This window comes from Pseudomonas sp. M5 (assembly GCF_016907075.1).
In the GTDB taxonomy this organism is placed as follows: domain Bacteria; phylum Pseudomonadota; class Gammaproteobacteria; order Pseudomonadales; family Pseudomonadaceae; genus Aquipseudomonas; species Aquipseudomonas putida_E.
The window spans coordinates 1,929,672-1,954,443 of record NZ_JAFBBH010000001.1 but is presented as its reverse complement, the minus strand read 5'-3'; the positions used below and the strand labels follow the sequence as shown (position 1 = coordinate 1,954,443).

Genomic DNA, 24,772 nt, shown 5'->3' with positions numbered 1-24,772 from the left:
GCGGGCCCAATCCTCGCTAATGGAGCACCCCATGGTCATGGAGAAACAAGGCACCTGCCTGTGCGGCGCCACGAAGCTCACGGTCACCCTCGACAACACCCATATCAGTGCCTGCCATTGCAGCATGTGCCGCAAGTGGACCGGTGGGCCGTTGCTGGTCGTTCACTGCAGCCAGCCGCCGGTCATCGAAGGGCGTTCGCCCGGCGTCTACGATTCATCCGACTGGGCCCAGCGCGGCTTTTGCGGGCGCTGCGGCACTCACCTGTATTACCGGCTCAAGGCCAACGATTTCTACGCGGTGCCGGTGGGCCTGCTGGACGGCGATGAGGCTTGGGATTTCGACCTGCAGATATTCGTCGAGCAGAAACCTGCCTGGTACTGCTTTGCCAACCAAACCAAGGAATTGACTGGACAGCAAGCCTTCGAGCAGTTGGGTTGAGCCTGGCGGCTTGCCAAATCCGTGCATTCCTGAGAAAAGGGCGGCCTTGAATTTCAGCGTTGGAGCATGCCCATGAGCAGCGAACTGCAAATCACCGACCTCGTCGAAGGCGACGGCAAGGCCGCCGTCAAAGGCGCCCTGATCACCACCCAGTACACCGGCTGGCTGGCCGATGGCAGCGAGTTCGACTCGTCCTGGTCGCGCGGCAAACCGTTCCAGTGCGTGATTGGCACGGGCCGCGTGATCAAGGGCTGGGACCTAGGCCTGATGGGCATGCGCGTGGGGGGCAAACGCACGCTGCAGGTGCCGGCGCACCTTGGTTATGGCGAACGTAGCGTGGGCGCGATCCCGCCGAATTCAGACCTGACGTTCGAGATCGAATTGCTCGAGGTGTTGACACGGGATGACTGAGTGTCGGATGCGGCCGGCAGGCTTTAAATAATTCGGCAACATGTATGCCTTAACGTAAGTCTTGCCCAGGGAGGAACCAAACGCGTTGAGGGCACTCTGACCCCTACTCGTTGGCCAGGGATGGCATTCACTACAAGGATGCCTTGCGGCTTGAGCCTCAGGGCAATGTGGCGGGTCGACCCGAAACTGTCTGCCACAAGAGCCTGCCTACATGAAGTTGCCACCGTTTGTTCGCCGTAGTCGCCACCTGCTGCTGAGCCTCGCACTCGTCGCTGCGGCGGTGCCCTTGGCACTGGAAGTGGTCGAAAGCCGCGCTCAACCGGTCGATGGCACCCAGACCCTGGTGTTTCTGCGCCATGCCGAGAAACCCGGCGAAGGGTTGGGGCAGTTGAACTGTCAAGGCCTCAACCGTGCATTGGACCTGGCCACGCTGCTGCCCGAGCGCTTCGGCAACGCCGATTTCGTCTTCGCAGCCAACCCGACACGAGAGGTCGAGGAAGGCAGCAGTGACCAGAGCTACAGCTACATCCGGCCACTGATGACCATCACCCCGAGTGCGATACGTCTCGGCCTGCCGGTGAATATCGATTACGGTGCAAACGACACCGATGAGCTAGCCGATGAATTGCTCAGTGGCAAGTACCGCAACGCCACCGTCTACACTGCCTGGTCCCATGGTTACCTGCCGGAGCTGATCAATACTGTCGCCGGCAAGGCGCTGGGTGAGGACCGGGTGATCACCGAAGATTGGCAGGGCGATGACTTCGACACCCTGTATGTTCTGACCTTGACCTGGCGCGACGGCAAGGCCAGCCTGCTCAGCCGCAACATACGCCAGGGCCTGGATGGCGGTGCGCATAGCTGTCCGACCTGATCTGCTGTTACTGTCTTGGCAAGCAAGCCGACTCCCACTGGGTTGAGCTGAATTTGAGAGCAGCGGGGCAACCTGTGTGAGCCGGCTTGCCGGCGATAGGGCCGGCGAAGACCCCTGAGGCTTTACCGCCCGAACCGCATCGGCCAGCCCACCACTTTCTTCGCCCGCGGGGTGGCATAGGTCCGCACCTTGGACGTGCTCAGCCCCATCCGCACCAACGATTCGGCAATGGTCACCGCCGCGCTCACGCCATCGACCACCGGCACCCCGGTACGTTGGCGAATCTGCTCGTCCAGCCCGGCCATGCCGCCACAGCCAAGGCAGATCACCTCGGCCTTGTCTTCGCGCACCGCCCGTTCGGCCTGTTCGACGATGGCCTGTACCGCACGCTGCGGGTCTGCCTCCAGTTCCAGCACGGCCAGGCCACTGGCGCGCACCGAGGCGCAGCGGTCGTATAGCCCCGAAAGCTTCAGGCGGTCTTCGATAAGTGGCACGGTACGGTCCAGGGTGGTCACCACCGAGTAGGCGTGGCCCAGGTACATCGCAGTGCTGGCGGCGGCATCTGTGATGTCCACCACCGGCACGTTCAGCAGTTCCTGCAGACCTTCGCGGCCATGTTCGCCGTAGCCGGCCTGGATCACGGCATCGTACGGGCCCTCGTAGGCCAGCACGCGGTCCATCACGGCAATGGCGGCCAGGTAGCTCTCGAAATTGCCCTCCACCGACTCGGCACCGAACCATGGGGTCAGACCGATGATCTGCGTGCCGGGCGACGCCACGCTGCGGGCCTGTTCGGCGATGGCCTCGGTGATGGCTTCGGTGGTGTTGACGTTGGCGATCAGAATACGCATGAACACTGCTCCTTGATCAGTGGCTGCTGTGGTCGACGGCGATGCATTCGCCGCTGACATCAGCGTAATGGCGGTTGCGCGGGGCGATCAGCAGGTACAGCGCAGCGGCGATGCCGGCACCGATCAGCCAGGAAAAAGGCGCGATGGCATGGAAGTTGGGCACCAGCGCCAGGACGATGGCCAGCAGCGCGGCCGGCAGGAACGCGGCGACCGCCCGCAGGTTGATGCCCTTGCTGTAGTGGTAGGCCCCGGCCGGGTGTTCGCTGTACAGCTCCGGCACGTTGATGCAGCCTTTGCGCAGCAGCCAGTAGTCGGCCATGATCACCCCGTACAGTGGGCCCAGCAGGGCGCCCAGGCCGGACAGGAAGTAGACGATCACCAGCGGGCTGTTGTAGAGGTTCCATGGCAGGATCAACACGGCGAGGGTGGCGCTGATCAACCCCGCGCGGCGAAAGTTCAGGTGCCGCGGCGCCAGGTTGCTCAGCACGAAGGCCGGGGCGACGAAGTTGGCCATGATGTTCACCGCAACGGTGACGATCAGGAAGGCCAGGCAACCGAGCACCAGGAAAGCGGTGTTGGGGATGCTGGCAACGATCTGGGTCGGGCTGTCGATGATCTGGCCATTGATCTGGAACTGTGCGCCGCACAGCACCACGGTGATGACCGCGAAGACCAGGATGTTCACCGGCAGGCCCCAGAAGTTGCCTACGCGGATGGTCTTGCGGCACGGCGAGGAACGGGCGAAGTCGCAGAAGTTGAGCACCAGGGTGCCGTAGATCGCCAGCCACAGCGCGCCGCCGGCGAATATGTTGCGCCACATCTCGTAACCGGTCAGCGGCTCGGCCACCGACCAGGCGATGCGCGCATCGGCCTTGAAGTACATGAACACCGCCAGGCTGGCCACGGTCAGCAGGATCACCGGGCCGGCGAATGCCTCGTAGCGGCGCACCATCTCCATGCCGTAGGCGAGGATCACCAGTTGCACCAGCCAGATCGCCACGAAGCACACCCAGCCCAGGCTCGACAGGCCGAGGATGCTGTCCTGGTCATAGCTGGCGAGTTGCGGCCACACGGCCGTGAGTAGCACGCGCAGCACTACAGAGGCCAGGTAGGTCTGGATGCCGAACCAGGCGATGGCAATCACTGCACGGATCAGCGCAGGGATCTGCGCGCCATGGATGCCGAAGGCGATGCGGCTGATCACCGGGAACGGCACGCCGGTCTTCTGCCCCATGTAGCCGGACAGGTTCATGAAGAAGTACACCAGCGCGGCGCCGATCGCCAATGACAAGAGTATCTGCCAGCCGCCCAGGCCCAGGGCGAACAAGCCCATGGCGAATGAGTAGTTGGCAATGTTGTGCACATCGTTGGTCCACAGCGCGAAGATGCTGTAGCGCCCCCAGCGGCGGCCCTCTATGCGCGTCGGGGCAAGGTCGCGGTTATGCAGGCGCGGGCTCAGTTCAAGTTGTGGCGCATGGCCGGCCAGGGAGGAAGAAGGGTTGGTGCTGGCGACGGATAGTTCAGGGGCAAGGTCGAGGCTGGTACTCATTCCGGCAGGCTCCTGATGCACATGGACTGCGATGAGCGGGCATGCGCACGGGCTCGCCATCTCGTCAGTGCAGCGTTGGCATCACTGGGTTCTGGGCGCGGCGGCCGGTTTGGGGCGGCGTCGCGGGTTCTTGTGTATTTATGTTTTGTTTAACTTGTATACAAAACACGAACACACAAAAGCGAGTTCCATGCCACCCATAAACCGTACTTCGAGTTATCACTATCTTGAATCTGTCTCTCTGAAAGCTAAGTTGATGAATTAAAGAAACTATAAATTGACCAATTGAACAGGTTTAATTTTTTGTTTGAATAATTAGTTGATCATTTGGTCAGATTTAGTTGCGCGAACTGTGTAACGTAATGGGGCATTGCTAGCACTTATGCACACAAAAATGGCACCTAAGGTGACATTTGTGTGTACAGAGGTGGGTCAGGTTTTCCAGGCGCCTCAGTCCATAGGCGGCAAGCGCCGCTTTACCGGGCTCTTCTTGATGATCGCCGTGTTGGTGTCAGCTAGCACATTGATACGGTCAAGCAGGGCGTCGAGCTGTTCCATCGACCGCACATGCAGCCGGGCAATGAAGCAATCCTCGCCCGTTACCTTGTCGCACTCGGTGAACTCGGGAATCGCGACAATCTGCCGTTCCACCTCCTGCAACTGCCCCGGCAGCGGGCGAATGCGCACGATGGCCTGCAATTGGTAACCAAAGCTGCGCGCATCGACATCCACGGTGTAACCCCGCAGCACGCCGCGCTCCTCCAGACGGCGCAGGCGCTCGCTGACGCTGGGTGCAGAAAGGCCACTGATCTGCGCCAGTGCTTTCAGTGAGCGGCGGGAATCTTCCATCAGGGCGTTGATCAGGAGTTGGTCGATGGCATCGGTCATATACGCCTCATTAGGTTAAGGAGAGATTTTCCCTTGATAGTAAAGGCGCACTGGCCATTTTGCCTTGGTTATCCGCTGGTAGGTTGATCGAGAGCCTCTGCATACTGTGGCCATCATCAATGGGAGGTTTGAGATGGACAGTTCGTTGCGCCGTGGCTCGCTGGAAATGGTCGCTGCCATGCTGATTTCCGGGACTATCGGCTGGTTCGTGCTGGTATCCGGGCAGCCGGTGCTGGACGTGGTGTTCTGGCGTTGCGTGTTCGGTACCGGCACGTTGCTGGTGATCTGCGCGGCGTTCGGGGTCCTCAAGCCCGGTGTGATCAGCCGCACGGCCTTCCTCTTGGCAATTGCCAGCGGCGTGGCCATCGTCGGCAACTGGGTGTTGCTGTTCGCTTCCTATTCGCGGGCGTCGATCGCCATCGGCACAGCGGTGTACAACGTGCAGCCGTTCCTGCTGGTGGGGCTGGCGGCAGTGTTTCTGGGCGAGAAGATCACTGTGGCCAAGGTCACCTGGCTGAGCGTGGCGTTCCTTGGCATGCTGGCCATCGTGAGCGCCCATGGCACAGGGCAGGGCAGCGGTGAAGAGTACCTGATGGGCATTGCGCTGGCGCTGGGGGCGGCGTTTCTGTATGCCACTGCCGCGTTGATCATCAAGCGCCTGAACGGCACGCCGCCGCACCTCATTGCCTTGATCCAGGTAGCGACCGGCGTAATGCTGCTGGCGCCGTGGGTCAAGCTGGGTGGGTTGCCTGGCGAGCCTTCGGCGTTGGCCAGCCTTGTGACCTTGGGCATGGTGCACACGGGGCTGATGTACGTGCTGCTGTACAGCGCCATCCAGCGCCTGCCCACGGCATTGACCGGTGCCCTTTCATTCATCTACCCGATTGCCGCGATCCTGGTCGACTGGGTGGCCTTCGGGCACCGCCTGGCGCCACTGCAGTGGCTCGGTGTGGCGCTGATCTTGCTGGCGGCGGCGGGCATGCAGCAAGGGTGGTGGTTCCGTTCGGCGCCGATCATTGCCAAAGGCTAGTGAGGATGCTGTATGACCTATCGCCGAACAAGCCGGCGATAGGGCGCGCAGCGGCCTCGCGGGGTAGAATGCTCCCTTTTATCTGCTTGCGACCCGCCATGACTTCGCCGATCCACACCCTCGAACAGCATCTGCTCACCGCCCTCGACCCCGCCCCGCAGGAAACCCGCCGCCTGTTCCATGGTCGCGGCCGTTGCTGGCCGGGGCTGGAGCAGGTCACCGTCGACTGGCTGCAGGGCGTGCTGTCGGTAGCGTTGTTCCGTGAGCCACCCGAAGGCCAGCTGGCAGAGCTAGAGGCCATGCTGCGCAACTTCGCCGAGCGTCCACAGTGGGCCAGCCAAGCGATCCTCATCCAGCACCGTTACCTGCCGGACAGCCCGGGCCAGTGGTTGTGGGGCGAGCCGTGCCAGCAGCGCGAGGTGGTCGAAGATGGCCTGACCTATCTGCTCGACCTGGGCGTGCGGCAGAACAACGGCCTGTTTCTCGACATGCGCTACGGCCGACGCTGGGTGCGTGAGCAGGCGGCGGGCAAGCGCGTGCTGAACCTGTTCGCCTACACCTGCGGCTTCTCGGTGGCAGCGATTGCCGGGGGCGCCGAGCAGGTGGTGAACCTGGACATGGCCAAGTCGGCGCTGTCCCGTGGCAGAGACAATCATCGCCTCAATGGCCACGATGCATCGCGGGTGGCGTACCTGGGGCATGAACTGTTCAAGTCGTGGGGCAAGGTGCGCAAGTACGGACCCTACGATTTGATCATCATCGACCCGCCAACCTTCCAGCGTGGCAGTTTCGTGCTGACCCAGGATTACGCGAAGATCTTGCGGCGCTTGCCAGAGTTGCTGACCGAGGGTGGGACTGTGCTGGCGTGCGTGAATGATCCGGCGATCGGGCCGGAGTTTCTGATCGAGGGCATGGCTGAGCAGGCCCCGGCGTTGGCCTTTGTCGAGCGCTTGGACAACCCGCCGGAGTTTCCGGATGCCGATCCGGCGGGGGGCTTGAAGGCCTTGGTATTCCGCAGTAAATCACCAGCCTGATGCTGGGGAACCTTCACTTGGGCGCAATGGTGGCGCACAAGTGAAGGTAGAACTCAATTACTGACCGGTATAGATCTGGTCGAACACCCCACCATCGTTGAAGTGGGTCTTCTGCACGGTGCGCCAGTCACCGAAGGTTTTCTCCACCGACAGGAAGTCGACCTTCGGGAAGCGGTCGGTGTACTTGGCCAGTACGGTTGCATCACGCGGACGCAGGTAGTTCTGTGCGGCGATTTCCTGGGCTGCCGGCGACCACAGGTACTTGAGGTATTCCTCGGCCACGGCCTGGGTACCCTTCTTCGCTACCACTTTGTCGACCACACTCACCGGTGGTTCGGCTTCGGCCGACACGCTCGGGTAGACCACTTCGAACTGGTCGCGGCCGAATTCGCGGGCGATCATTTCGGCTTCGTTCTCGAAGGTCACCAGCACATCGCCGATCTGGTTGGTCATGAAGGTCGTGGTCGCGGCGCGGCCACCGGTATCGAGTACCGGTGCCTGTTTGAACAGCTTGCCGACGAAGTCCTTGGCCTTGTTCTCGTCACCGCCCTGCTTGAGCACATAACCCCAGGCCGACAGGTAGGTATAGCGCCCGTTACCTGACGTCTTGGGGTTGGGCACGATGACCTGTACACCATCCTTGAGCAGGTCAGGCCAGTCTTTGAGTGCCTTGGGGTTGCCCTTGCGCACGATGAACACAGTGGCCGAGGTGAACGGGGCGCTGTTGTTGGGCAGGCGTGTAACCCAATTGTCCGGCACCAGCTTGCCGATATCGGCCAGCGCATTGATGTCGGTGGCCATGTTCATGGTGATGACATCGGCCGGCAGGCCATCGATCACTGCACGTGCCTGTTTGCTCGAACCGCCGAAGGACATCTGCACGTTGACCTTCTCGTCGTGCTCGGCTTCCCAGTGTTTCTGGAACGCTGGGTTGTAATCCTTGTAGAAGTCGCGCATCACGTCGTAGGAAACGTTGAGCAGGGTCGGAGCGGCCTGAGCGAGGGTGCCGTACGCCAGGCCGGCGGCCAGCAGCGAAGCAGTGAAGAGTTTTTTCACGATGCGTCCTTGTTCCGGAGTGTTTGGTAACTTATGCGCGACTATAGCGTTTCGTTATTGAACGACTAAAGACCAAATGGCTCTTTGCTTATTCTGTTTTCGGGAACAGCAGGTTACCGCAGCGCGAGCAAAATGCAGCGCCGTGTTCATGGGCCTTTTTGCTGCACCTTGGGCAGTCGTGCTGCAACTGTTCGGCGCGCATGGCATTGGCCAGTTCGGCGGTGAAAATCCCTGTGGGCACGGCAATGATCGAATAACCGGTGATCATCACCAGTGAGGACAGTACCTGGCCCAGCGGTGTTTTCGGCACGATATCGCCAAAGCCCACGGTCGTGAGCGTGACAATGGCCCAGTAGATGCCTTTGGGGATGCTGGTAAAGCCGTGCTCGGGGCCCTCGATCACATACATCAAGGTGCCGAACACAGTGACCAGGGTCGACACGCTGAGCAGAAACACGATGATCTTCTGCTTGCTGCCACGCAGTGCCGCCATCAGGTAATTCGCTTGGTTCAGGTACTGGCCGAGCTTGAGCACACGGAAAATCCGCAGCATGCGGATCACCCGGATGATCAGCAGGTACTGCGCGTCGCTGTAGTACAGGGCGATGATCCCCGGCACGATCGCCAGCAGGTCGACCAGGCCGTAGAAGCTGAAGGCGTAGCGCATGGGCTTGGGCGAGCAGTAAAGGCGGGTGATGTACTCGGCCAGGAAGATCGCGGTGAAGCCCCATTCGATACCGGCCAGCAGGCCTGCGTAGTTCTGGTGAATCTCGTCGATGCTGTCGAGGATCACCGTGACCAAGCTGGCCAGGATGATCAGCAGGAGGGTCTTGTCGAAGCGCCGGCCGGCGACGGTGTCGGTCTGGAATACGATGACGTAGAGCCGTTCGCGCAGGCTCGCAGGGTTGTTCATGGGCTCGTTCCACAAAAGCGATGGGCTGAGCCTAGGGGTTGCGTTTCAGCTGTGCAAGCGCCTGGCATTGCGCTGCCTGGGCTGGGCCAGGTGGCTGCCCAAGTGCATCAGCCAGCAGGCGGCGACGAACGGGGCGGTCAGGCCGGGCACCGGTAGCAGCTTGAACAGCGGTTGCAGCAGTAGAGCCAGGGCAATCGCCAGCAGGGTCACCCAAGGCTTTTCACCCTGCCTGCTGAAGGCCAGCGCCGCCAGTGCCGCGTTGAAGCCGTACAGACCCAGCCAGGCAGATTGCGCTTCGGCAAACAAGGCTACGCTGCCACCGATGGCCGAGCCGATCACCGCCCACATCGCGGCATAGGGGTTGGCGATGAACATGCCTAAGATGATCAGCAACCCGGCCAATGGCTGGTCGAGCAGGAAAATCTGGCCTACGCCCCGCGCCAGAGCATACAGAGGGTCGGCTTCGACGAAGCCGCTGGGTGAGGGGCTGGCGAGCAGCAGTGTGCCCCAACCCAGCAGCACGAAAGGGGCGGTGTAGGCGATCAGCAGTTTGCCCCCGCGCTTGCGCCACTGGTGGGTAATGATGCTGGACAGCCCACCGGCAGCGATGATCAGCGGCGGCATGATTGCCGACCAGGGCAGTACCGCGCAGATCAGGATGCCGATCAGCACGCCGTTATAGCAGTAAAGCCCGGCCTGGCGGTCGGCGCGGTCATAGCCGCGGCGCTGTGCGGTGAGCAGGCCGGCGAGGGCGCCGAGCAGGGCACCGCCGACCAGGTCGGGGGCGGTCAGCAGGATGGCCAGCAGGCAGCACAGGCCGCACAGGGGGCTGCGCAGCAGCAGTACCTGGCTGAAGCCGTTGAGTAGCGCCGTGGCCCAGTCGGGGCACGGGTTGACAAAATTTTTGGTGTACATGGGCAGTCGGTAAGGTTGATGGAAGAGCGGTGGGCCTCTTTGGGCCTCGGTTTTCCGCGTGTCTGTTGTTGGGGGCAAGGGGAGGGCTTTGCCCTCCTTTCGCGACGCAAGGCCGCTCCTACAGGGTTTCGCGTTCGCCGGTAGGAGCGGCCTTGTGTCGCGAAAGGGGCGCAAAGCGCCCCCGGCAATCTCAGACCAAGGTCTCGATCCGCAGGCTGTTGGTCGAGCCTGGCTTGCCGAACGGCACACCGGCAGTGATCAGCAATGTGTCACCACGGCTGGCCATGCCTTGGGCCTGGGCAATTTCCAGTGCGGTGGAGACCACCTCATCTACCTGGCGCAAACGGTCATTGACCACCGAGTGCACGCCCCAGGTCACGCTCAAGCGGCGGGCAGTGACCAGGTTCGGCGTCAGGTTGAGGATCGGTGCCCGTGGCCGCTCGCGTGCGGCGCGCAGGGTCGAAGCCCCCGACTCGCTGTAGTTGACCAGCACCGCCACCGGCAGGATGCCGCTGATCCGGCGGATCGCGCAGCTGATGGCGTCCGACACGGTGGCTTCAGCTTTGGGCCGGCCAACGTCGAGCTGGGCCTGGTAATCCGGGCCGTTCTCCACCTGGCGGATGATCTTGCTCATCATCTGCACGGCTTCCAGTGGGTAGTCACCCGAGGCGGTCTCGGCCGACAGCATCACCGCATCGGCACCTTCGGCAACGGCATTGGCGACGTCGGTGACTTCGGCGCGGGTCGGGGCTGGCGAGAAACGCATGGATTCGAGCATCTGCGTGGCCACCACCACCGGTTTACCCAGCTGGCGGCAGGTGCCGATGATGCGTTTCTGGATCTGCGGCACGCTCTCGGCCGGCACTTCCACACCCAGGTCGCCACGCGCCACCATGATTGCATCGGACAGTTCGGCAATCGCCTGCAGCTGCTCCACGGCCGACGGCTTTTCGATCTTGGCCATCAGGTAGGCACGGTCGCCGATCAGCTGGCGGGCCTCAAGGATGTCTTCGGGGCGTTGCACGAACGACAGCGCCACCCAGTCCACGCCCAGTTCCAGGCCGAAGGCCAGGTCGCGGCGGTCCTTTTCGGTGAGCGGGGAGAGGTCAAGCACCGCTTGCGGCACGTTGACACCCTTGCGGTCGGACAGCTCGCCACCGGCCAGCACTTCGGTGTCGATGGCATCGCTGTGCTTGGCGGTCACCCGCAGGCGCAGCTTGCCGTCGTCCAGCAGCAGGTCCATGCCGGGCTCCAGCGCGGCGATGATCTCCGGGTGCGGCAGGTTGACCCGGCGGCTGTCACCCGGGGCCTTGTCCAGGTCCAGGCGCAGCGCCTGGCCGCGTTGCAGCTGCACCTTGCCTTCGGCAAAGCGGCCAACGCGCAGCTTGGGCCCCTGCAAGTCCATGAGGATGCCCAGTGGGTAGTTCAGTTGCTGCTCGACCTCGCGGATCCACTGGTAGCGCAGGGCGTGGTCGGCGTGTTCGCCATGGCTGAAGTTGAGGCGGAAGATGTTCACCCCGGCTTCTACCAGCTGGCGGATATCGTCGATGCCATTGATCGCAGGGCCGAGGGTGGCGAGGATTTTGACTTTTTTATCAGGCGTCATGATTGTGCAGTCTCAAGGATCAGGATGGCGCGGAAGTCGTTGACGTTGGTGCGGGTCGGCTCAGTGACGATCAGCGCATCGAGTGCGGCGAAATAGCCGTAGCCGTTGTTGTTGTCCAGCTCGTCACTGGCCGACAGGCCCAGTGCCTCGGCGCGGGCGAAGCTGGCTGGCGTCATGAAGGCGCCGGCGTTTTCTTCCGAGCCGTCGATGCCGTCGGTATCACCAGCCAGGGCGTACACGCCCGGCAGGCCCTTCAGGCTTTCGGTGAGGCTGAGCAAAAACTCCGCATTGCGCCCGCCACGGCCATTGCCGCGTACGGTGACGGTGGTTTCGCCGCCAGAAAGGATCACGCAAGGTGCTTTGAGCGGCTGCCCGTGCTGGACGATCTGCCGGGTGATACCGGCATGCACCTTGGCCACTTCGCGCGATTCACCTTCCAGGTCGCCGAGGATCAGCGGGCTGAAGCCGGCCTGGCGGGCTTGCACTGCAGCGGCTTCAAGCGATTGCTGGGGCTTGGCGATCAGTTGGAAGTGGCTGCGGGCCAGGGCCGGGTCATCGGCCTTGACGGTTTCCGAGGCGGGGTTGTTGAGCCAGTCGATGACGGCCTTGGGCGCTTCGATGTTGTAGCGCTTGAGGATCGCCAGGGCGTCGGCCGAGGTGCTCGGGTCGGCCACGGTGGGGCCGGAGGCGATGACCGTAGCCAGGTCGCCGGGCACATCGGAAATGGCATAGGTGTAGACAGTGGCGGGCCAGCAGGCTTTGGCCAGGCGGCCGCCCTTGATCGCCGAGAGGTGCTTGCGCACGCAGTTCATCTCGCCGATGGTGGCACCGGATTTGAGCAGCGCCTTGTTGATCTGTTGCTTGTCGGCCAGGGTCAGGCCTTCGGCTGGCAGCGCCAGCAGGGCCGAACCACCGCCAGAGAGCAGGAAGATGACGCGGTCGTCTTCGTTCAGGTCGCTGACCAGTTCCAGCACACGTTTGGCCACGGCCAGGCCAGCGGCGTCGGGGACCGGGTGGGCGGCTTCGACCACTTCGATCTTCTGGCAGTTGGCGCCATGACCGTAACGTGTGACCACCAGCCCGGACACTTCACCCTGCCAGCTCTTCTCGACCACTTCGGCCATGGCCGCTGCGGCTTTGCCGGCGCCGATGACGATGACCCGGCCGCTACGGTCGGCGGGCAGGTAGGGTTCGAGGACTTGACGGGGGTGGGCGGCAGCGATGGCTGTGTCGAACAGGTCGCGGAGAAGTTTTTGCGGATCGACCGACATGGCAGGCTCCCAATTATTGTTGTTCTGCAGAATCGAAAACGCCCCTGGAACTGCCTCCGTGCAGGCCGAACCAGGGGCGGTCCCCAGAGCTGCAAGCTTCAAGCTACAAGCCGCAAGTAAAAGCAGACCTGCTTTTACTTGCCGCTTGAGGCTTACAGCTTGAAGCTTATTTCTCGCCGCGGATCGAGAAGTTGGCCATGTGCTCCAGGCCTTTGATCAGCGCCGAGTGGTCCCAGTTGCCGCCGCCCAGTGCCACGCAGGTGCTGAACACTTGCTGGGCGTTGGAGGTGTTGGGCAGGTTGATGCCCAGCTCCTTGGCGCCTTGCAGGGCCAGGTTCAGGTCTTTCTGGTGCAGGTTGATGCGGAAGCCTGGGTCGAAGGTGCCTTTGATCATGCGTTCGGCATGCACTTCGAGGATCTTCGAGGAGGCGAAGCCGCCCATCAGCGCTTCACGCACCTTGGCAGGGTCTGCACCGTTCTTGGCCGCGAACAGCAGAGCTTCGCTGACGGCCTGGATGTTCAGGGCGACGATGATCTGGTTGGCGACCTTGGCCGTCTGGCCGTCACCGTTGCCGCCGACGCGGGTGATGTTCTTGCCCATGGCTTCGAACAGCGGCAGGGCGCGTTCGAAGGCGTTCGGGCAGCCACCGACCATGATGCTCAGGGTCGCGGCCTTGGCACCGACTTCACCACCGGACACTGGTGCGTCGAGGTAGGCGGCACCGGTGGCCTTGATCTTCTCGGCAAAGGCCTTGGTGGCGGTCGGCGAGATCGAGCTCATGTCGATCACCACCTTGTTCGGGCCCACGCCTTCGGCGACACCGTTCTGGTCGAACAGTACGCTTTCGACCTGCGGGGTGTCCGGCACCATGACGATGATGAACTCGGCTTCCTGGGCAACCTCTTTCGGGTTGGCCAGCGCCACTGCGCCAGCGGCGATCAGGTCAGCCGGTGCGGCCTCGTGGTGGGTGGAAACGAAAATGCTGTGACCTGCTTTTTGCAGGTTCTGAGCCATGGGCTTGCCCATGATGCCGGTGCCGAGGAAACCGATTTTAGCCATGAGAAATTACCTCTTTTATATTTATGTAAGCAGGCGACTCGGCCCCCTGTAGGGGCGGCCTTGGGTCGCGAAGGGGCGCGCAGTGGCCCCTCGATCTCAGTTGCGCAGGCAATCTGCCGGGGCTGCTTTGCAGCCCTTCGCGACACAAGGCCGCTCCTACAGCAGGTTCTGCGAGCGTTCTTAGATTGCGTTGTGTGTCTTCAGCCAGCCCAGGCCTGCTTCGGTGGTGGTCAGCGGCTTGTACTCCGCGCCTACCCAACCCTGGTAACCGATGCGGTCCAGGTGTTCGAACAGGAAGCGGTAGTTGATCTCGCCGGTACCCGGTTCGTTACGGCCCGGGTTGTCGGCCAGCTGGATGTGGTTGATCAGTTTCAGGTTGGCTTCCATGGTGCGAGCCAGGTCACCTTCCATGATCTGCATGTGGTAGATGTCGTATTGCAGGAACAGGTTGTCGCTGCCCACTTCGGCCTGGATTTCCAGGGCCTGCCGGGTGGTGTTCAGGTAGAAGCCCGGGATGTCGCGGGTGTTGATCATTTCCATGACCAGGCGAATGCCAGCGGCTTTGAGCTTGTCGGCAGCGAACTTCAGGTTGTCGACAAAGGTCTTGCGCACGTCGGCGCACTGCAGGCCTTGCGGGCGAATGCCGGCCAGGCAGTTGACCTGGGTGTTGCCCAGTACCTTGGCGTATTCGATGGCCTTGTCGACACCGGCGCGGAATTCTTCGACGCGGTCGGGATGGCAGGCGATTCCGCGCTCACCTTTGCCCCAATCACCGGCCGGCAGGTTGAACAGCACCTGGGTCAGGCCGTGGGCGTCGAGCTGCTGCTTGATTTCGGCAGCGCTGAAGTCGTACGGGAAGAGGTATTCGACGCCGCTGAAACCAGCATCGGCGGCAGCCTTGAAGCGGGCCAGGAAGTCCTGTTCGGTGAACAGCATGGACAGGTTGGCAGCGAAGCGAGGCATGATGTGTCTCCTTGCGATGAAGGCCCCCGGCGCCCTCAGGTAGGGCGCAGCACGGGGGCGTCAGGCGATCAGTCCAGCATCGAGATGGCGGTTGGCGCGTCGTTGCCGACCAGCGCCAGGTCTTCGAACTCATTGACCGCGTTGATCTCGGTGCCCATGGAAATGTTGGTCACACGCTCCAGAATCACTTCCACCACGACCGGTACTCGGAACTCTTCGGCCATCTTCTGTGCCTTGAGCAGGGCCGGGGCGATCTCACCTGGCTCGAAGACACGGATGGCTTTGCAGCCCAGGCCTTCGACCACGGCGACGTGATCGACACCGTAGGTGGCGGCGTCGGTGGAGTTGATGTTCTCGAACGCCAGTTGTACACAGTAATCCATGTCGAAGCCACGCTGCGCCTGACGGATCAGGCCCAGGTAGGCGTTGTTCACCAGCACGTGTACGTACGGCAGGTTGAACTGCGCGCCCACGGCCAGCTCTTCGATCATGAACTGGAAGTCGTAGTCACCCGACAGTGCCACAACCTTGCGTTTCGGGTCGGCCTTGACCACACCCAGTGCCGCCGGGATGGTCCAGCCGAGCGGGCCGGCCTGGCCACAGTTGATCCAGTGACGTGGCTTGTACACGTGCAGGAACTGTGCACCGGCAATTTGCGACAGGCCAATGGTGCTGACGTAGCAGGTGTCCTTGCCGAACACCTGGTTCATCTCTTCGTAAACGCGCTGCGGCTTGACCGGCACGTTGTCGAAGTGAGTCTTGCGCTGCAGGCTCGATTTACGCTGCTGGCAGTCTTCCAGCCAGGCCTTGCGGCACTGCAGCTTGCCGGCGGCTTTCCACTCGCGGGCCACTTCGATGAACACGTCCAGCGCCAGGCCTGCGTCGGAAACGATACCCAGGTCCGGGGTGAACACGCGGCCGATCTGGGTGGGCTCGATGTCGACGTGAACGAACTTGCGGCCTTCGGTGTAAACGTCAACGGAACCGGTGTGGCGGTTGGCCCAACGGTTACCGATACCGAACACCAGGTCGGACTTGAGCAGGGTGGCGTTGCCGTAGCGGTGCGAGGTCTGCAGGCCGACCATGCCGACCATCTGGGCGTGGTCGTCCGGGATGGTGCCCCAGCCCATCAGGGTAGGGATCACGGGCACGCCGGTCAGTTCGGCGAACTCCACCAGCTTGTCGCTGGCGTCGGCGTTGATGATGCCGCCACCGGCCACCAGCAGCGGGCGCTCGGCGTCGTTGAGCAGGGCCAGGGCTTTTTCAGCCTGTACGCGAGTGGCGGACGGTTTGTTGACGACCAGCGGCTCGTAGGCGTCGATGTCGAATTCGATTTCGGCCATCTGCACGTCGAACGGCAGGTCGATCAGCACAGGGCCTGGGCGGCCGGTACGCATTTCGTAGAAGGCTTTCTGGAAGGCATAAGGCACTTGGCCTGGTTCCAGAACGGTGGTCGCCCACTTAGTGACGGGCTTGACGATGCTGGTGATGTCGACAGCCTGGAAGTCTTCTTTGTGCAGACGGGCACGTGGCGCCTGGCCGGTGATGCAGAGAATCGGGATGGAGTCGGCCGATGCGCTGTACAGGCCGGTGACCATGTCGGTGCCGGCGGGGCCGGAGGTGCCGATGCACACGCCGATGTTGCCTGGGTTGGCGCGGGTGTAACCCTCGGCCATGTGCGAGGCGCCTTCAACGTGACGAGCGAGGACGTGATCGATGCCACCGACTTTTTTCAGGGCCGAGTACAACGGGTTGATGGCAGCCCCTGGGATGCCGAACGCGGTATCTACACCTTCACGGCGCATGACCAGAACGGCTGCATCGATTGCTCTCATTTTGCTCATGGGTTGTGCCTCATCGATTTTGTAATTGTATACAACTTGCTTTGTGCCAGAGTGTATTCACGGCTGGCGGTTCAGGTCAATGGGTTTTCATCGGGGGAGGTTGCTTTCGTCCGAGCGCCCATGAAAACGGCGATTTGCGTCATCGCATACGATCGTTTCAATTTATTGTATACAAAAGTGGTTGCAGTTGTGTTCTATTTGAGTGATCGATTTTCAACTGCCCTCCGGGCTTCTCACAACAAGAAGAGGACCTTTCCATGAACGCTTTGAACCTGAAAGTCGCTGTCAGCCTGGTGAACGCAGCGCTGGCGGCGGGCCGCAAGATCAATGCTGCGCCGTTGACGGTGGTGGTGCTGGACGCCGGTGGGCATGTGCTGGCCCTGCAGCGCGAAGATGGCGCCAGCCTGATTCGCCCTGAGGTGGCCACGGGCAAGGCCTGGGGCGCGATTGCCCTGGGCAAGGGCTCGCGCTTGCTGGCGCTGGATGCGCAGCAGCGGCCGGCGTTTTTTGCTGCGTTGAATGGTGTGGGTGAGCGGCCGGTGGTGCCGGCACCAGGTGGCGTGCTGATCCGCGATCAGGACGGCAAGGTGCTGGGTGCCGTAGGGATCAGCGGCGATACGTCGGATATCGACGAGCAGTGTGCGATCAGTGCGATCGAAGAGGCGGGGTTGACGGCGGATGCCGGTGTAGCTGCGTAAGGCTTTAAATTGCCGGGGCCGCGTTGCGGCCCTATCGCGACACGAGGCCGCTCCTACAGCGGCCTTGTGTCGCGAGAGGGCTGCAGAGCAGCCCCACTGGCCTTGTCAGGCCGCCTCGGGTTCACAGCCTTTGAGCACCAGCCGAATGATGGTCTCGGCTGCTGCTTCGTAATCACTGTCGGCCAGCTTGGCCTTGCCGGTGATCACCGAAATCTGCCAATCGAAATCGGCATAGGTCTGAGTCGCCGCCCAGATGCTGAACATCAGGTGGTGCGCGTCGACCTTGGCAATCTGCCCGCGCTCGATCCAGCGCTCGATGCACTCGATGTTGTGGCGGGCCTGCTCGTTGAGCTGTTCCACCTGGTTGGGCGAGAGGTGCGGCGCACCGTGCATGATCTCGCTGGCGAACACCTTCGAGGCATGCGGCAGGTCGCGCGAAATGCGGATCTTCGAGCGGATGTAGGCACTCAGCACTTCCTTGGGGTCGCCGTCGGCATTGAACGGCGTGGACGCCTGCATGATCGGCGCGATGATGCTCTCCAGGACCTCGCGGTAGAGGTTGTCCTTGGACTTGAAGTAGTAATACACGTTCGGCTTGGGCAGGCCGGCCTTGGCCGCGATATCGCTGGTCTTGGTGGCGGCGAAGCCCTTGTCGGCGAATTCCTCGCTGGCCGCGCGCAGGATCAGTTCCTTGTTGCGCTCGCGAATGGTGCTCATGGTCAGGGATCTTCCTCGTGTCTGGCCACCTCTAAGAGGGATCGGGCATGGTAGCACCGGGCTCGAGGGGCGCTCAAGGCAGCGACTTTGGGCTAGACTCCGGCCCATTCATTTCACGGGAAACAGGCAGACATGGCAGGAAGCAGTTTACTGGTACTGATCGACGACATTGCCACGGTACTCGACGATGTCTCTTTGATGACCAAGGTGGCGGCGAAGAAAACCGCAGGTGTGCTGGGCGACGACCTGGCACTCAACGCCCAGCAGGTCACCGGTGTGCGCGCCGAGCGCGAGATCCCGGTGGTGTGGGCGGTGGCCAAGGGCTCGTTCGTCAACAAGGCGATCCTGGTGCCGGCGGCGCTGCTGATCAGCGCGTTCATCCCATGGGCGGTGACGCCGCTGCTGATGATCGGTGGTGCGTACCTGTGTTTCGAAGGCTTCGAAAAGCTGGCGCACAAGTTCTTGCACAGCAAGGAGGAGGATGCTGCCGAGCACAGTGCGCGCAGCGAAGCCGTTGCCGATGCGAACGTCGACCTGGTGGCCTTTGAGAAGACCAAGATCAAGGGGGCGGTGCGCACCGACTTCATCCTATCGGCAGAAATCATCGCCATCACCTTGGGCACTGTGGCCGATGCGCCGCTGACTCAGCAGATCATCGTGCTGTCGGGCATTGCGATCGTCATGACCGTGGGTGTCTATGGGTTGGTGGGCGGTATCGTCAAGCTCGATGACCTGGGCTTGTGGATGACTCAGAAAGCCTCGAAAGCGGCCCAGGTGGTGGGCAACGGCATTCTGCGGGCGGCGCCCTACATGATGAAAAGCCTGTCGGTGATCGGGACTGCGGCGATGTTCCTGGTCGGTGGCGGGATTCTGGTACACGGTGTTGCGCCGCTGCATCATGCCATCGAGGCGTTCAGTGAAGGGCGGGGTGGGGCGCTTACTGGAGCGTTGCTCAATGGTGGGGTGGGGATTGTTGCGGGGGCCGTGGTGTTGGCGGTGGTCAGCGGATTGGGCAAGTTGTGGCGGGTACTGCGCCCGGCTTGATGAAGGTGAATTGGGCCGCTTTGCGGCCCTTTCGCGACACAAGGCCGCTCCTACGGCGATCATTGTAGGATCGGCCTTGTGTCGCGATGGGGCTGCACAGCAGCCCCCAGGATCAGAAGTGAACCTTGACCAGGAAGCTTGCAGTGTTCTGGTCGGTGGTGAACCCGTCGGAATCCTTGATGCCGTACTTGTTCTTCCAGTAGTCGTACTCAAAGCCCACATACAGCTGCTTCTCGCCCAGGTGCAACGCCTTGCCCAGGTCATATTTGACCTGCGGGTTGAAGTGCAGGTTGGCCTGGTAGGTACCGCGGCGGTTCTCGTCGTTGTCGACCACCCAGTCCATGAAGCCGTCGATGAGGATGTCGGAGGAGCCCACAGGGATGGTGTACGACCACACCGGGGTGATCTGCCAGACGTTGTCACCGGCCCGGCTGCCGTCGGTGGTGCGCTGGTAGAAGTTCAGCTGGAAGTAGTCGAAGCCCGGGATGTCCAGGTCGAAGCCAGGGCCGATCAGGTAGGACTCGGTATCACCCTCGCCAAACTCATAGGTCATTGCCAGCAGCACGTCCTTGACCGGGCCGAATGCCAGCTTCTGGTCGAAGATCTTGCCGAACGACAGGCGCGGGCTGATTTCACCGTAGTAGGTGTTGTCGCCGTTACCCGAGTCCTTCTTGCCGTTGTAGAAGATCTTGTCGACGAAGACGAAGTTGTCGCCGTACTTCCAGCCATCGGCGTGCTCGAAGGTGACGGTTTGCTGGATCGCCGGGTTGACCTTGAAGTTCTTGCCCCACAGGTAGGTCAGGCTGTTGTTCTGCCACTGCAGCAGGTCATCGGCGTAGGTGGTGCCGCAGGCCAGCAGGCCGCCCGCGAGAATCAGGCTATTGATGGTACGCATTGCGAGTGTCGCTCCCTTGATTGGTCTGTTGTCAGCGCTCGGTATTGGCGCTTTTTTTGTCTTTTGAGTCAGCTTTTTTCGATTGGCCACAGTTGTTTGGCAAGAGCTGCGCCAACTTCCCAGATTGGCTACAACCTTCCTGCTCGACTCGTTCTGAACGGCTGAAAATGGGTATTTCCGGCTGGCAACGCGTTGGCCAACCGCCCGAATTCATTGACTGAGCGGTCAGTAAACGCGGGCAGGATCCATCCTGCCCTGTTCGAGGGGGCGCGCAGATTACTGGCTTGCGCGCCTGGCCTCAAGTGCTCCGTCCTGGAGCAGCGTGTATCAAACTTGGGCGTTTGATCAGGTTTTCAGAAATGTACCTTGATCAGGGCGCTGGCGACACTCTGGTTACTCTCCAGATTGCCGCGGCTGTCGATGCCGTACTTGTCCTTCCAGTAGCTGTACTCAAAGCCTACATACAGCTGTTTGGCGCCCAGGTTGAGCGCCTTGCCCAGGTCGTATTTGACCTGCGGGTTGAAGTGCAGGTTGGCGTGATAGGTGCCGCGGCTGTTCTGGTCGTTGTCGGGCACCCAGTCCATGTAGCCGTCGATCAGAATGTCCGACCTGCCCACGGGAATGGTGTACGACCAACCGGGGGTGATCTGCCAGACGTCATCGCCAGGGCGGCCGCCTTCGGTGTTGCGCAGGTAGAAATTGAGGGTGAAATAGTTGAAGCCGGGAATGTTCAGGTCGAAACCGGGGCCGATCAGGTAGGCCTCGTTGTCGCCTTCGCCACGCTCGTAGGTCATTGCCAGCAGCACGTCCTTGATCGGGCCGAAGGCGAGCTTCTGGTCGAAGATCTTGCCGAACGACAGTCGCGGGCTGAACTCACCGTAGTAGGTGGTCACGCCTTTGCTGGCATCGGGCTTGCCGTTGTAGAAGATCTTGTCGACGAACAGGAAGGTGTCGCCGTACTTCCATTTGTTGGCGTGCTCGAACGTGATGGTCTGCTGAATGTCTGGGTTGACCTTGAAGTCCTTGCCATACAGATAGGTCAGGCTTTCGCCGTGCCACAGCAGCCATTCGCCTGCATGCGAGGGGAGGGTGGCCAGCAGGCTGCTGCCCAGCAACAGGGTTGATGCGATGCGCTTCATGTTGTGATTCCCGGACTTATTGTTTTTGTTGGCGGATTTTTTGGCGCGCAGGCGCCCCGGGCGGCCCATTCCGGCGGGCCGACGGTGTGGCAGTTACAACGGACAAGAGCAGGGGCGACGCACGGCGCCGCCCCGCTTGGCTCAATGCTGGTGACAGGCGTCGTTGTGCGCCGCGCGGTCGGCACCACCGAGGATGTTGAACAGCACGTTCAGCACCAAGGCACTGACCGTGGCCATGGCGATACCACTGTGGGTGATGGGTTCCATCCACTGCGGCATCTGTGCGAAGAACTCCGGGCGGACCACCGGGATCAGGCCGAAGCCGACGCTGACCGCAACCAGCAGCTGGTTGCGGCGGTCGCCGATGTCTGCCTCCTGAAGGATCTTGATCCCGGTGGCGGTGACCATGCCGAACATGGCAATGGACGCACCACCCAGCACTGCAGGCGGAATCGAGGCGATCAGGTAAGCCGCCTTGGGCAGCAGGCTGAGCAGGATCAGCAGCGCGCCTGCCACCACGGTGACATAGCGGCAGCGTACCCCGGTCATCTGCACCAGGCCGATGTTCTGGGCGAACGAGGAGTGGGTGAAGGTGTTGAAGAACCCGGCGATGAACGACGCGCCGGCATCGCACAGCAGGCCCCGGCGCAGCATCCCTGGGGTGACTTCGCGATCGGTCACCTTGCCCAGGGCGAGGAACATGCCCGTGGACTCGACGAAGATGATCACCACCACCAGGCACATAGACAGGATCGGTGCCAGGCTGAAGGTCGGCATGCCGAAGTGCAGTGGCGTCACCACTTGCAGCCACGGTGCCTGGCTCAGGCCGGACAGGTCGACCATGCCGATGGAACCGGCCAGGATGTAACCCAGGCCCATGCCTACCAGCACCGATACGTTGACCCAGAAGCCACGCATGAAGCGGTTGATCAACAGGATCACGGCCAGCACCAGGCCTGCCACCATCAGGTAGATCGGCGAGCCGAAGGCTTCTGCCTCATGGCCGCCACCGGCCCAGTTGACTGCGACCGGGAACAGCGAGAGGCCGATCGAGGTGATCACGGTACCTGTGACCAGCGGCGGGAAGAAGCGTACGACCTTGGACATGAACGGCGCGATGAGCATGCCGAAGAACCCGGCGGCGATGGTCGCACCGAAGATCCCCTGCAGGCCTACGCCAGGCATGCCGGCCATGGCCACCATGCTGCCGACGGCAGCGAAACTGGCGCCCATCATCACCGGCATGCGGATCCCTACCGGGCCGATACCGAACGACTGGATGATGGTGGCTACGCCTGCGACCAGCAGGTCGGCGTTGATCAGGAAAGCGACTTCTTCACGGGACAATCCGGCTGCCTGGCCGATGATCAAAGGCACGGCAATCGCGCCTCCGTACATCAGCAGAACGTGTTGCAGGCCGACCAGGATCAGTTGGAACAGGGGCAGAGGTTCGCGCGGTGGCGCCACAGGAATGTACGCCTTGCGTGACTCGGACATGCAGCACCTCGAGTTTTGTTTTTATTCTCGGATCCAAGCGGCAAGCTCCAAGCGGCAAGCTTCAGGAAGAAGCTTGGTGATCCGCGTTGGAGCCTGACGCTCGATGCTTGCTTGTTACTTGGGACTTACAGCTTGAAGCTTGAAGCGTGCGGCTTCGATCAGTTGACCTGGGCACCTTTGGCGATCCAGTCACCGACGAGCTTGCGCTCCTCGACGGTCATCTGGGTGATGTTGCCCAGCGGCATGATCTGGCTGGCGACCGCTTGCGCCTGAATGCGCGCGGCCTGGGCCTGGATCTGCTGCGGGGTGTCGAACACCACGCCGCCAGGGGCGGTGCTGAACAGCGGGCTGGTCGGTTTCGACGAGTGGCACACTGTGCAGCGTTCCTGGATGACGGTGTGGATCTTGTCGAAGGCGCCGCCACCGGCCTGCGCAGTCGCCTGGGCTGGGGCTTGAGCCGGTGCGGCAGGCGCTTGGGCCGCCTTGGCAGCGTCCTCGGCGCGCTGTTCGGCAGCGGTCTTGCCACCTACTGCCGTCGCTGGCAGTGGCTGGTACTCGACCTTCGCTGCGGCCTGCTCAGGGGCAACAGCCATCGGTTTCGGGCCGGTGACGTAAGCCAGGCAGATCATCGCCAGGGCACCGGCCGGCAGGGTCCAGGCGTACTTGCTGCTGTCGTGGCGGGTGTTGAAGTAGTGGCGGATCAGTACCGCGGCTACGGCAATGCCGGCCAGGATCAGCCAGTTGTACTGGCTACCGTAGGTGCTCGGGAAGTGGTTGCTGATCATGATGAACAGCACCGGCAAGGTGAAGTAGTTGTTGTGACGCGAACGCAGCAGGCCTTTGGCCGGCAGGCGCGGGTCGGGGGTGGTGTTGTTCTCGATCGCTGCCACCAGCTGGCGCTGGGCCGGCATGATGATGCGGAACACGTTACCGACCATGATGGTGCCGATGATCGCGCCAGTGTGCAGGTACGCGCCACGGCCGCTGAACACCAGGCTGAAGCCCCAGCAGGCGGCGATGATCAGTACGAACAGCACGGCGCCAAGCAGTGCCGGGCGTTTGCCCAGTGGCGAATCGCAGAGCAGGTCGTAGATGAACCAGCCGGCCACCAGCGAACCGATACCGATGGCCACGCCCTCGGCACCGCTCAGGGTGCTGCCAGGGGCCAGCAGGTACAGGGTCGGGTTCCAGTAGAACACCACGCACAGCAGGGCGATACCGGACATCCAGGTGAAGTAGGCTTCCCATTTGAACCAGTGCAGGTTCTCGGGCATTTTCGGCGGCGCCAGCTTGTACTTCTCAAGGTGGTAGATACCACCGCCGTGGATGGCCCAAAGGTCACCCGACAGCCCGTCACGCGGATTGCTCCGGTTCAGGTTGTTTTCCAGCCAGACGAAGTAGAACGATGCACCGATCCAGGCCACGCCGGTGATCATGTGAACCCAGCGAATGCTCAGGTTCAGCCATTCGTGAAGGTGTGCTTCCACAGTATGTACCTCTGCCGATCACCGAACGATGATCGACCTTTTCTTATTGGTGGGGATTGAGGATCAGCATCTGTTCCTCGGTGAAGTAATGCTCATCGCAGTTGTTGCCGGAACCACTGCGATCAACCACCAGGAAATCATCCCGCTTTTCGATCGTAAGCACCGGGTGGTGCCAAACGCCGCGATGGTAATTGACGCCCTGCCTGCCATTACTGCGGAAGGCACGGACCAAGCCTGATACAGGTGCATCGCCAACGGGCGCGACCACGATCAGAAAGGGGTTGCCGAGCAGCGGGATGAAAGCCTGGCTGCCCAGCGGATGGCGTTCCAGCATGCGCACGGTCAGCGGCATGTCCAGCGCGTCGGCGCGGAAGATGCTGATGATCGCTTTGTCTTCAGGCTCGGCGGTCTCGACCGTGGCGAGCTTGTGGAAGCGCATGGTCGAGCCGTTGTTGATCATGAAGTGGTCACTGCCATCGGTTTCGATCACGTCACCGAAGGGGGCGAAGGCTTCTTTGGTCAGGGGCTCGATCATCAGGGTGCGCATGCGGTTATCTCTTCTATGTTCGTTGTTCTGGATAAGGCTCTAAC

24 protein-coding genes are annotated in these 24,772 nt (G+C 61.9%); 7 read left to right on the top strand and 17 right to left on the bottom strand.

The annotated features are described in order from the left end of the window. Positions 1 to 31: 31 nt before the first annotated feature. From JOE27_RS08775 to JOE27_RS08765, 3 genes are all read left to right on the top strand, one after another. Entirely contained in the window at positions 32 to 439 is a 408-nt protein-coding gene (locus JOE27_RS08775; protein ID WP_119687530.1) for a GFA family protein, read from the top strand. Positions 440 to 511: 72 nt separating this feature from the next. After that, entirely contained in the window at positions 512 to 850 is a 339-nt protein-coding gene (locus JOE27_RS08770) for an FKBP-type peptidyl-prolyl cis-trans isomerase (protein WP_046785325.1), read from the top strand. A 211-nt stretch (positions 851 to 1,061) separates the two neighbouring features. After that, positions 1,062 to 1,724: a hypothetical protein gene (locus JOE27_RS08765; RefSeq protein WP_046785324.1), complete on the top strand. Its 663-nt coding sequence runs from the start codon at positions 1,062 to 1,064 to the stop codon at positions 1,722 to 1,724. A gap of 122 nt (positions 1,725 to 1,846) precedes the next feature. On the opposite strand, the gene JOE27_RS08760 is transcribed toward JOE27_RS08765, so the two are convergent. From JOE27_RS08760 to JOE27_RS08750, 3 genes are all read right to left on the bottom strand, one after another. Continuing rightward, entirely contained in the window at positions 1,847 to 2,575 is a 729-nt protein-coding gene (locus JOE27_RS08760; protein ID WP_119687529.1) for an aspartate/glutamate racemase family protein, read from the bottom strand. Positions 2,576 to 2,591: 16 nt separating this feature from the next. After that, positions 2,592 to 4,124 (bottom strand): NCS1 family nucleobase:cation symporter-1, encoded by a 1,533-nt coding sequence (locus JOE27_RS08755; protein ID WP_204918548.1) that lies wholly within the window; start codon positions 4,122 to 4,124, stop codon positions 2,592 to 2,594. Positions 4,125 to 4,574: 450 nt separating this feature from the next. Further along, a complete protein-coding gene (locus JOE27_RS08750) occupies positions 4,575 to 5,012 on the bottom strand; it encodes an Lrp/AsnC family transcriptional regulator (RefSeq protein ID WP_039603292.1) in 438 nt (145 codons plus the stop codon). A gap of 133 nt (positions 5,013 to 5,145) precedes the next feature. Between JOE27_RS08750 and JOE27_RS08745 the strand changes: the two genes are divergently transcribed. Together JOE27_RS08745 and JOE27_RS08740 are read left to right on the top strand one after the other, a co-directional pair. After that, positions 5,146 to 6,042, top strand: a complete 897-nt coding sequence (locus tag JOE27_RS08745) for a DMT family transporter (protein ID WP_204918546.1) — start codon at positions 5,146 to 5,148, stop codon at positions 6,040 to 6,042. Positions 6,043 to 6,140: 98 nt separating this feature from the next. Further along, positions 6,141 to 7,076: a class I SAM-dependent methyltransferase gene (locus JOE27_RS08740; protein ID WP_204918544.1), complete on the top strand. Its 936-nt coding sequence runs from the start codon at positions 6,141 to 6,143 to the stop codon at positions 7,074 to 7,076. A 57-nt stretch (positions 7,077 to 7,133) separates the two neighbouring features. On the opposite strand, the gene JOE27_RS08735 is transcribed toward JOE27_RS08740, so the two are convergent. The 8 genes from JOE27_RS08735 to gcl all read right to left on the bottom strand — a co-directional run bounded on the left by JOE27_RS08735 (position 7,134) and on the right by gcl (position 16,704). Further along, positions 7,134 to 8,132, bottom strand: coding sequence for a sulfate ABC transporter substrate-binding protein (locus JOE27_RS08735; RefSeq protein ID WP_204918542.1), 999 nt, complete (start codon positions 8,130 to 8,132; stop codon positions 7,134 to 7,136). Positions 8,133 to 8,220: 88 nt separating this feature from the next. After that, a complete protein-coding gene (locus tag JOE27_RS08730; RefSeq protein WP_046785318.1) occupies positions 8,221 to 9,045 on the bottom strand; it encodes an ion transporter in 825 nt (274 codons plus the stop codon). A gap of 45 nt (positions 9,046 to 9,090) precedes the next feature. After that, positions 9,091 to 9,960 (bottom strand): urea transporter, encoded by an 870-nt coding sequence (locus JOE27_RS08725; RefSeq protein WP_115274204.1) that lies wholly within the window; start codon positions 9,958 to 9,960, stop codon positions 9,091 to 9,093. Positions 9,961 to 10,150: 190 nt separating this feature from the next. Continuing rightward, complete coding sequence (pyk, locus tag JOE27_RS08720) at positions 10,151 to 11,566, bottom strand: pyruvate kinase (RefSeq protein WP_125924714.1); 1,416 nt, start codon at positions 11,564 to 11,566, stop codon at positions 10,151 to 10,153. After that, positions 11,563 to 12,837: a glycerate kinase gene (locus tag JOE27_RS08715; protein WP_115274206.1), complete on the bottom strand. Its 1,275-nt coding sequence runs from the start codon at positions 12,835 to 12,837 to the stop codon at positions 11,563 to 11,565. Before JOE27_RS08715 ends, pyk begins: the two co-directional genes overlap by 4 nt. Positions 12,838 to 13,003: 166 nt before the next feature. Beyond that, positions 13,004 to 13,897 carry a 2-hydroxy-3-oxopropionate reductase gene (locus JOE27_RS08710; protein ID WP_039603965.1) on the bottom strand — a complete coding sequence of 298 codons (894 nt, stop codon included), beginning with the start codon at positions 13,895 to 13,897 and terminating at the stop codon, positions 13,004 to 13,006. Positions 13,898 to 14,077: 180 nt separating this feature from the next. After that, positions 14,078 to 14,860, bottom strand: coding sequence for a hydroxypyruvate isomerase (gene hyi / locus JOE27_RS08705; protein ID WP_012315455.1), 783 nt, complete (start codon positions 14,858 to 14,860; stop codon positions 14,078 to 14,080). Between the two features lie 68 nt (positions 14,861 to 14,928). Further along, positions 14,929 to 16,704, bottom strand: a complete 1,776-nt coding sequence (gene gcl, locus JOE27_RS08700; protein ID WP_115274207.1) for a glyoxylate carboligase — start codon at positions 16,702 to 16,704, stop codon at positions 14,929 to 14,931. Between the two features lie 257 nt (positions 16,705 to 16,961). Here gcl and JOE27_RS08695 point away from each other — a divergent pair, with 257 nt between their 5' ends. Next, positions 16,962 to 17,402 (top strand): heme-binding protein, encoded by a 441-nt coding sequence (locus tag JOE27_RS08695; protein ID WP_012315453.1) that lies wholly within the window; start codon positions 16,962 to 16,964, stop codon positions 17,400 to 17,402. Between the two features lie 105 nt (positions 17,403 to 17,507). Here JOE27_RS08695 and JOE27_RS08690 read toward each other — a convergent pair whose 3' ends face one another. Beyond that, positions 17,508 to 18,119, bottom strand: coding sequence for a TetR/AcrR family transcriptional regulator (locus tag JOE27_RS08690; protein ID WP_039604598.1), 612 nt, complete (start codon positions 18,117 to 18,119; stop codon positions 17,508 to 17,510). 132 nt (positions 18,120 to 18,251) lie between these two features. Between JOE27_RS08690 and JOE27_RS08685 the strand changes: the two genes are divergently transcribed. Then, the gene (locus tag JOE27_RS08685) at positions 18,252 to 19,163 is read left to right on the top strand and encodes a DUF808 domain-containing protein (RefSeq protein WP_119687522.1); all 912 of its coding nucleotides are present in this window, start codon (positions 18,252 to 18,254) and stop codon (positions 19,161 to 19,163) included. Positions 19,164 to 19,275: 112 nt separating this feature from the next. Here the strand turns inward: JOE27_RS08685 and JOE27_RS08680 are convergent, their stop codons facing one another. From JOE27_RS08680 to JOE27_RS08660, 5 genes are all read right to left on the bottom strand, one after another. Further along, complete coding sequence (locus JOE27_RS08680) at positions 19,276 to 20,058, bottom strand: outer membrane protein OmpK (protein WP_039601601.1); 783 nt, start codon at positions 20,056 to 20,058, stop codon at positions 19,276 to 19,278. Positions 20,059 to 20,411: 353 nt separating this feature from the next. Beyond that, entirely contained in the window at positions 20,412 to 21,197 is a 786-nt protein-coding gene (locus tag JOE27_RS08675; RefSeq protein WP_012315449.1) for an outer membrane protein OmpK, read from the bottom strand. A gap of 141 nt (positions 21,198 to 21,338) precedes the next feature. Beyond that, positions 21,339 to 22,694, bottom strand: coding sequence for a nucleobase:cation symporter-2 family protein (locus JOE27_RS08670; RefSeq protein ID WP_039601600.1), 1,356 nt, complete (start codon positions 22,692 to 22,694; stop codon positions 21,339 to 21,341). Positions 22,695 to 22,852: 158 nt separating this feature from the next. After that, on the bottom strand, positions 22,853 to 24,181 hold the full coding sequence (locus JOE27_RS08665) for a urate hydroxylase PuuD (protein WP_046785311.1): 1,329 nt from the start codon (positions 24,179 to 24,181) through the stop codon (positions 22,853 to 22,855). Between the two features lie 43 nt (positions 24,182 to 24,224). Beyond that, a complete protein-coding gene (locus JOE27_RS08660) occupies positions 24,225 to 24,728 on the bottom strand; it encodes an ureidoglycolate lyase (protein ID WP_012315446.1) in 504 nt (167 codons plus the stop codon). Positions 24,729 to 24,772 lie beyond the last annotated feature (44 nt).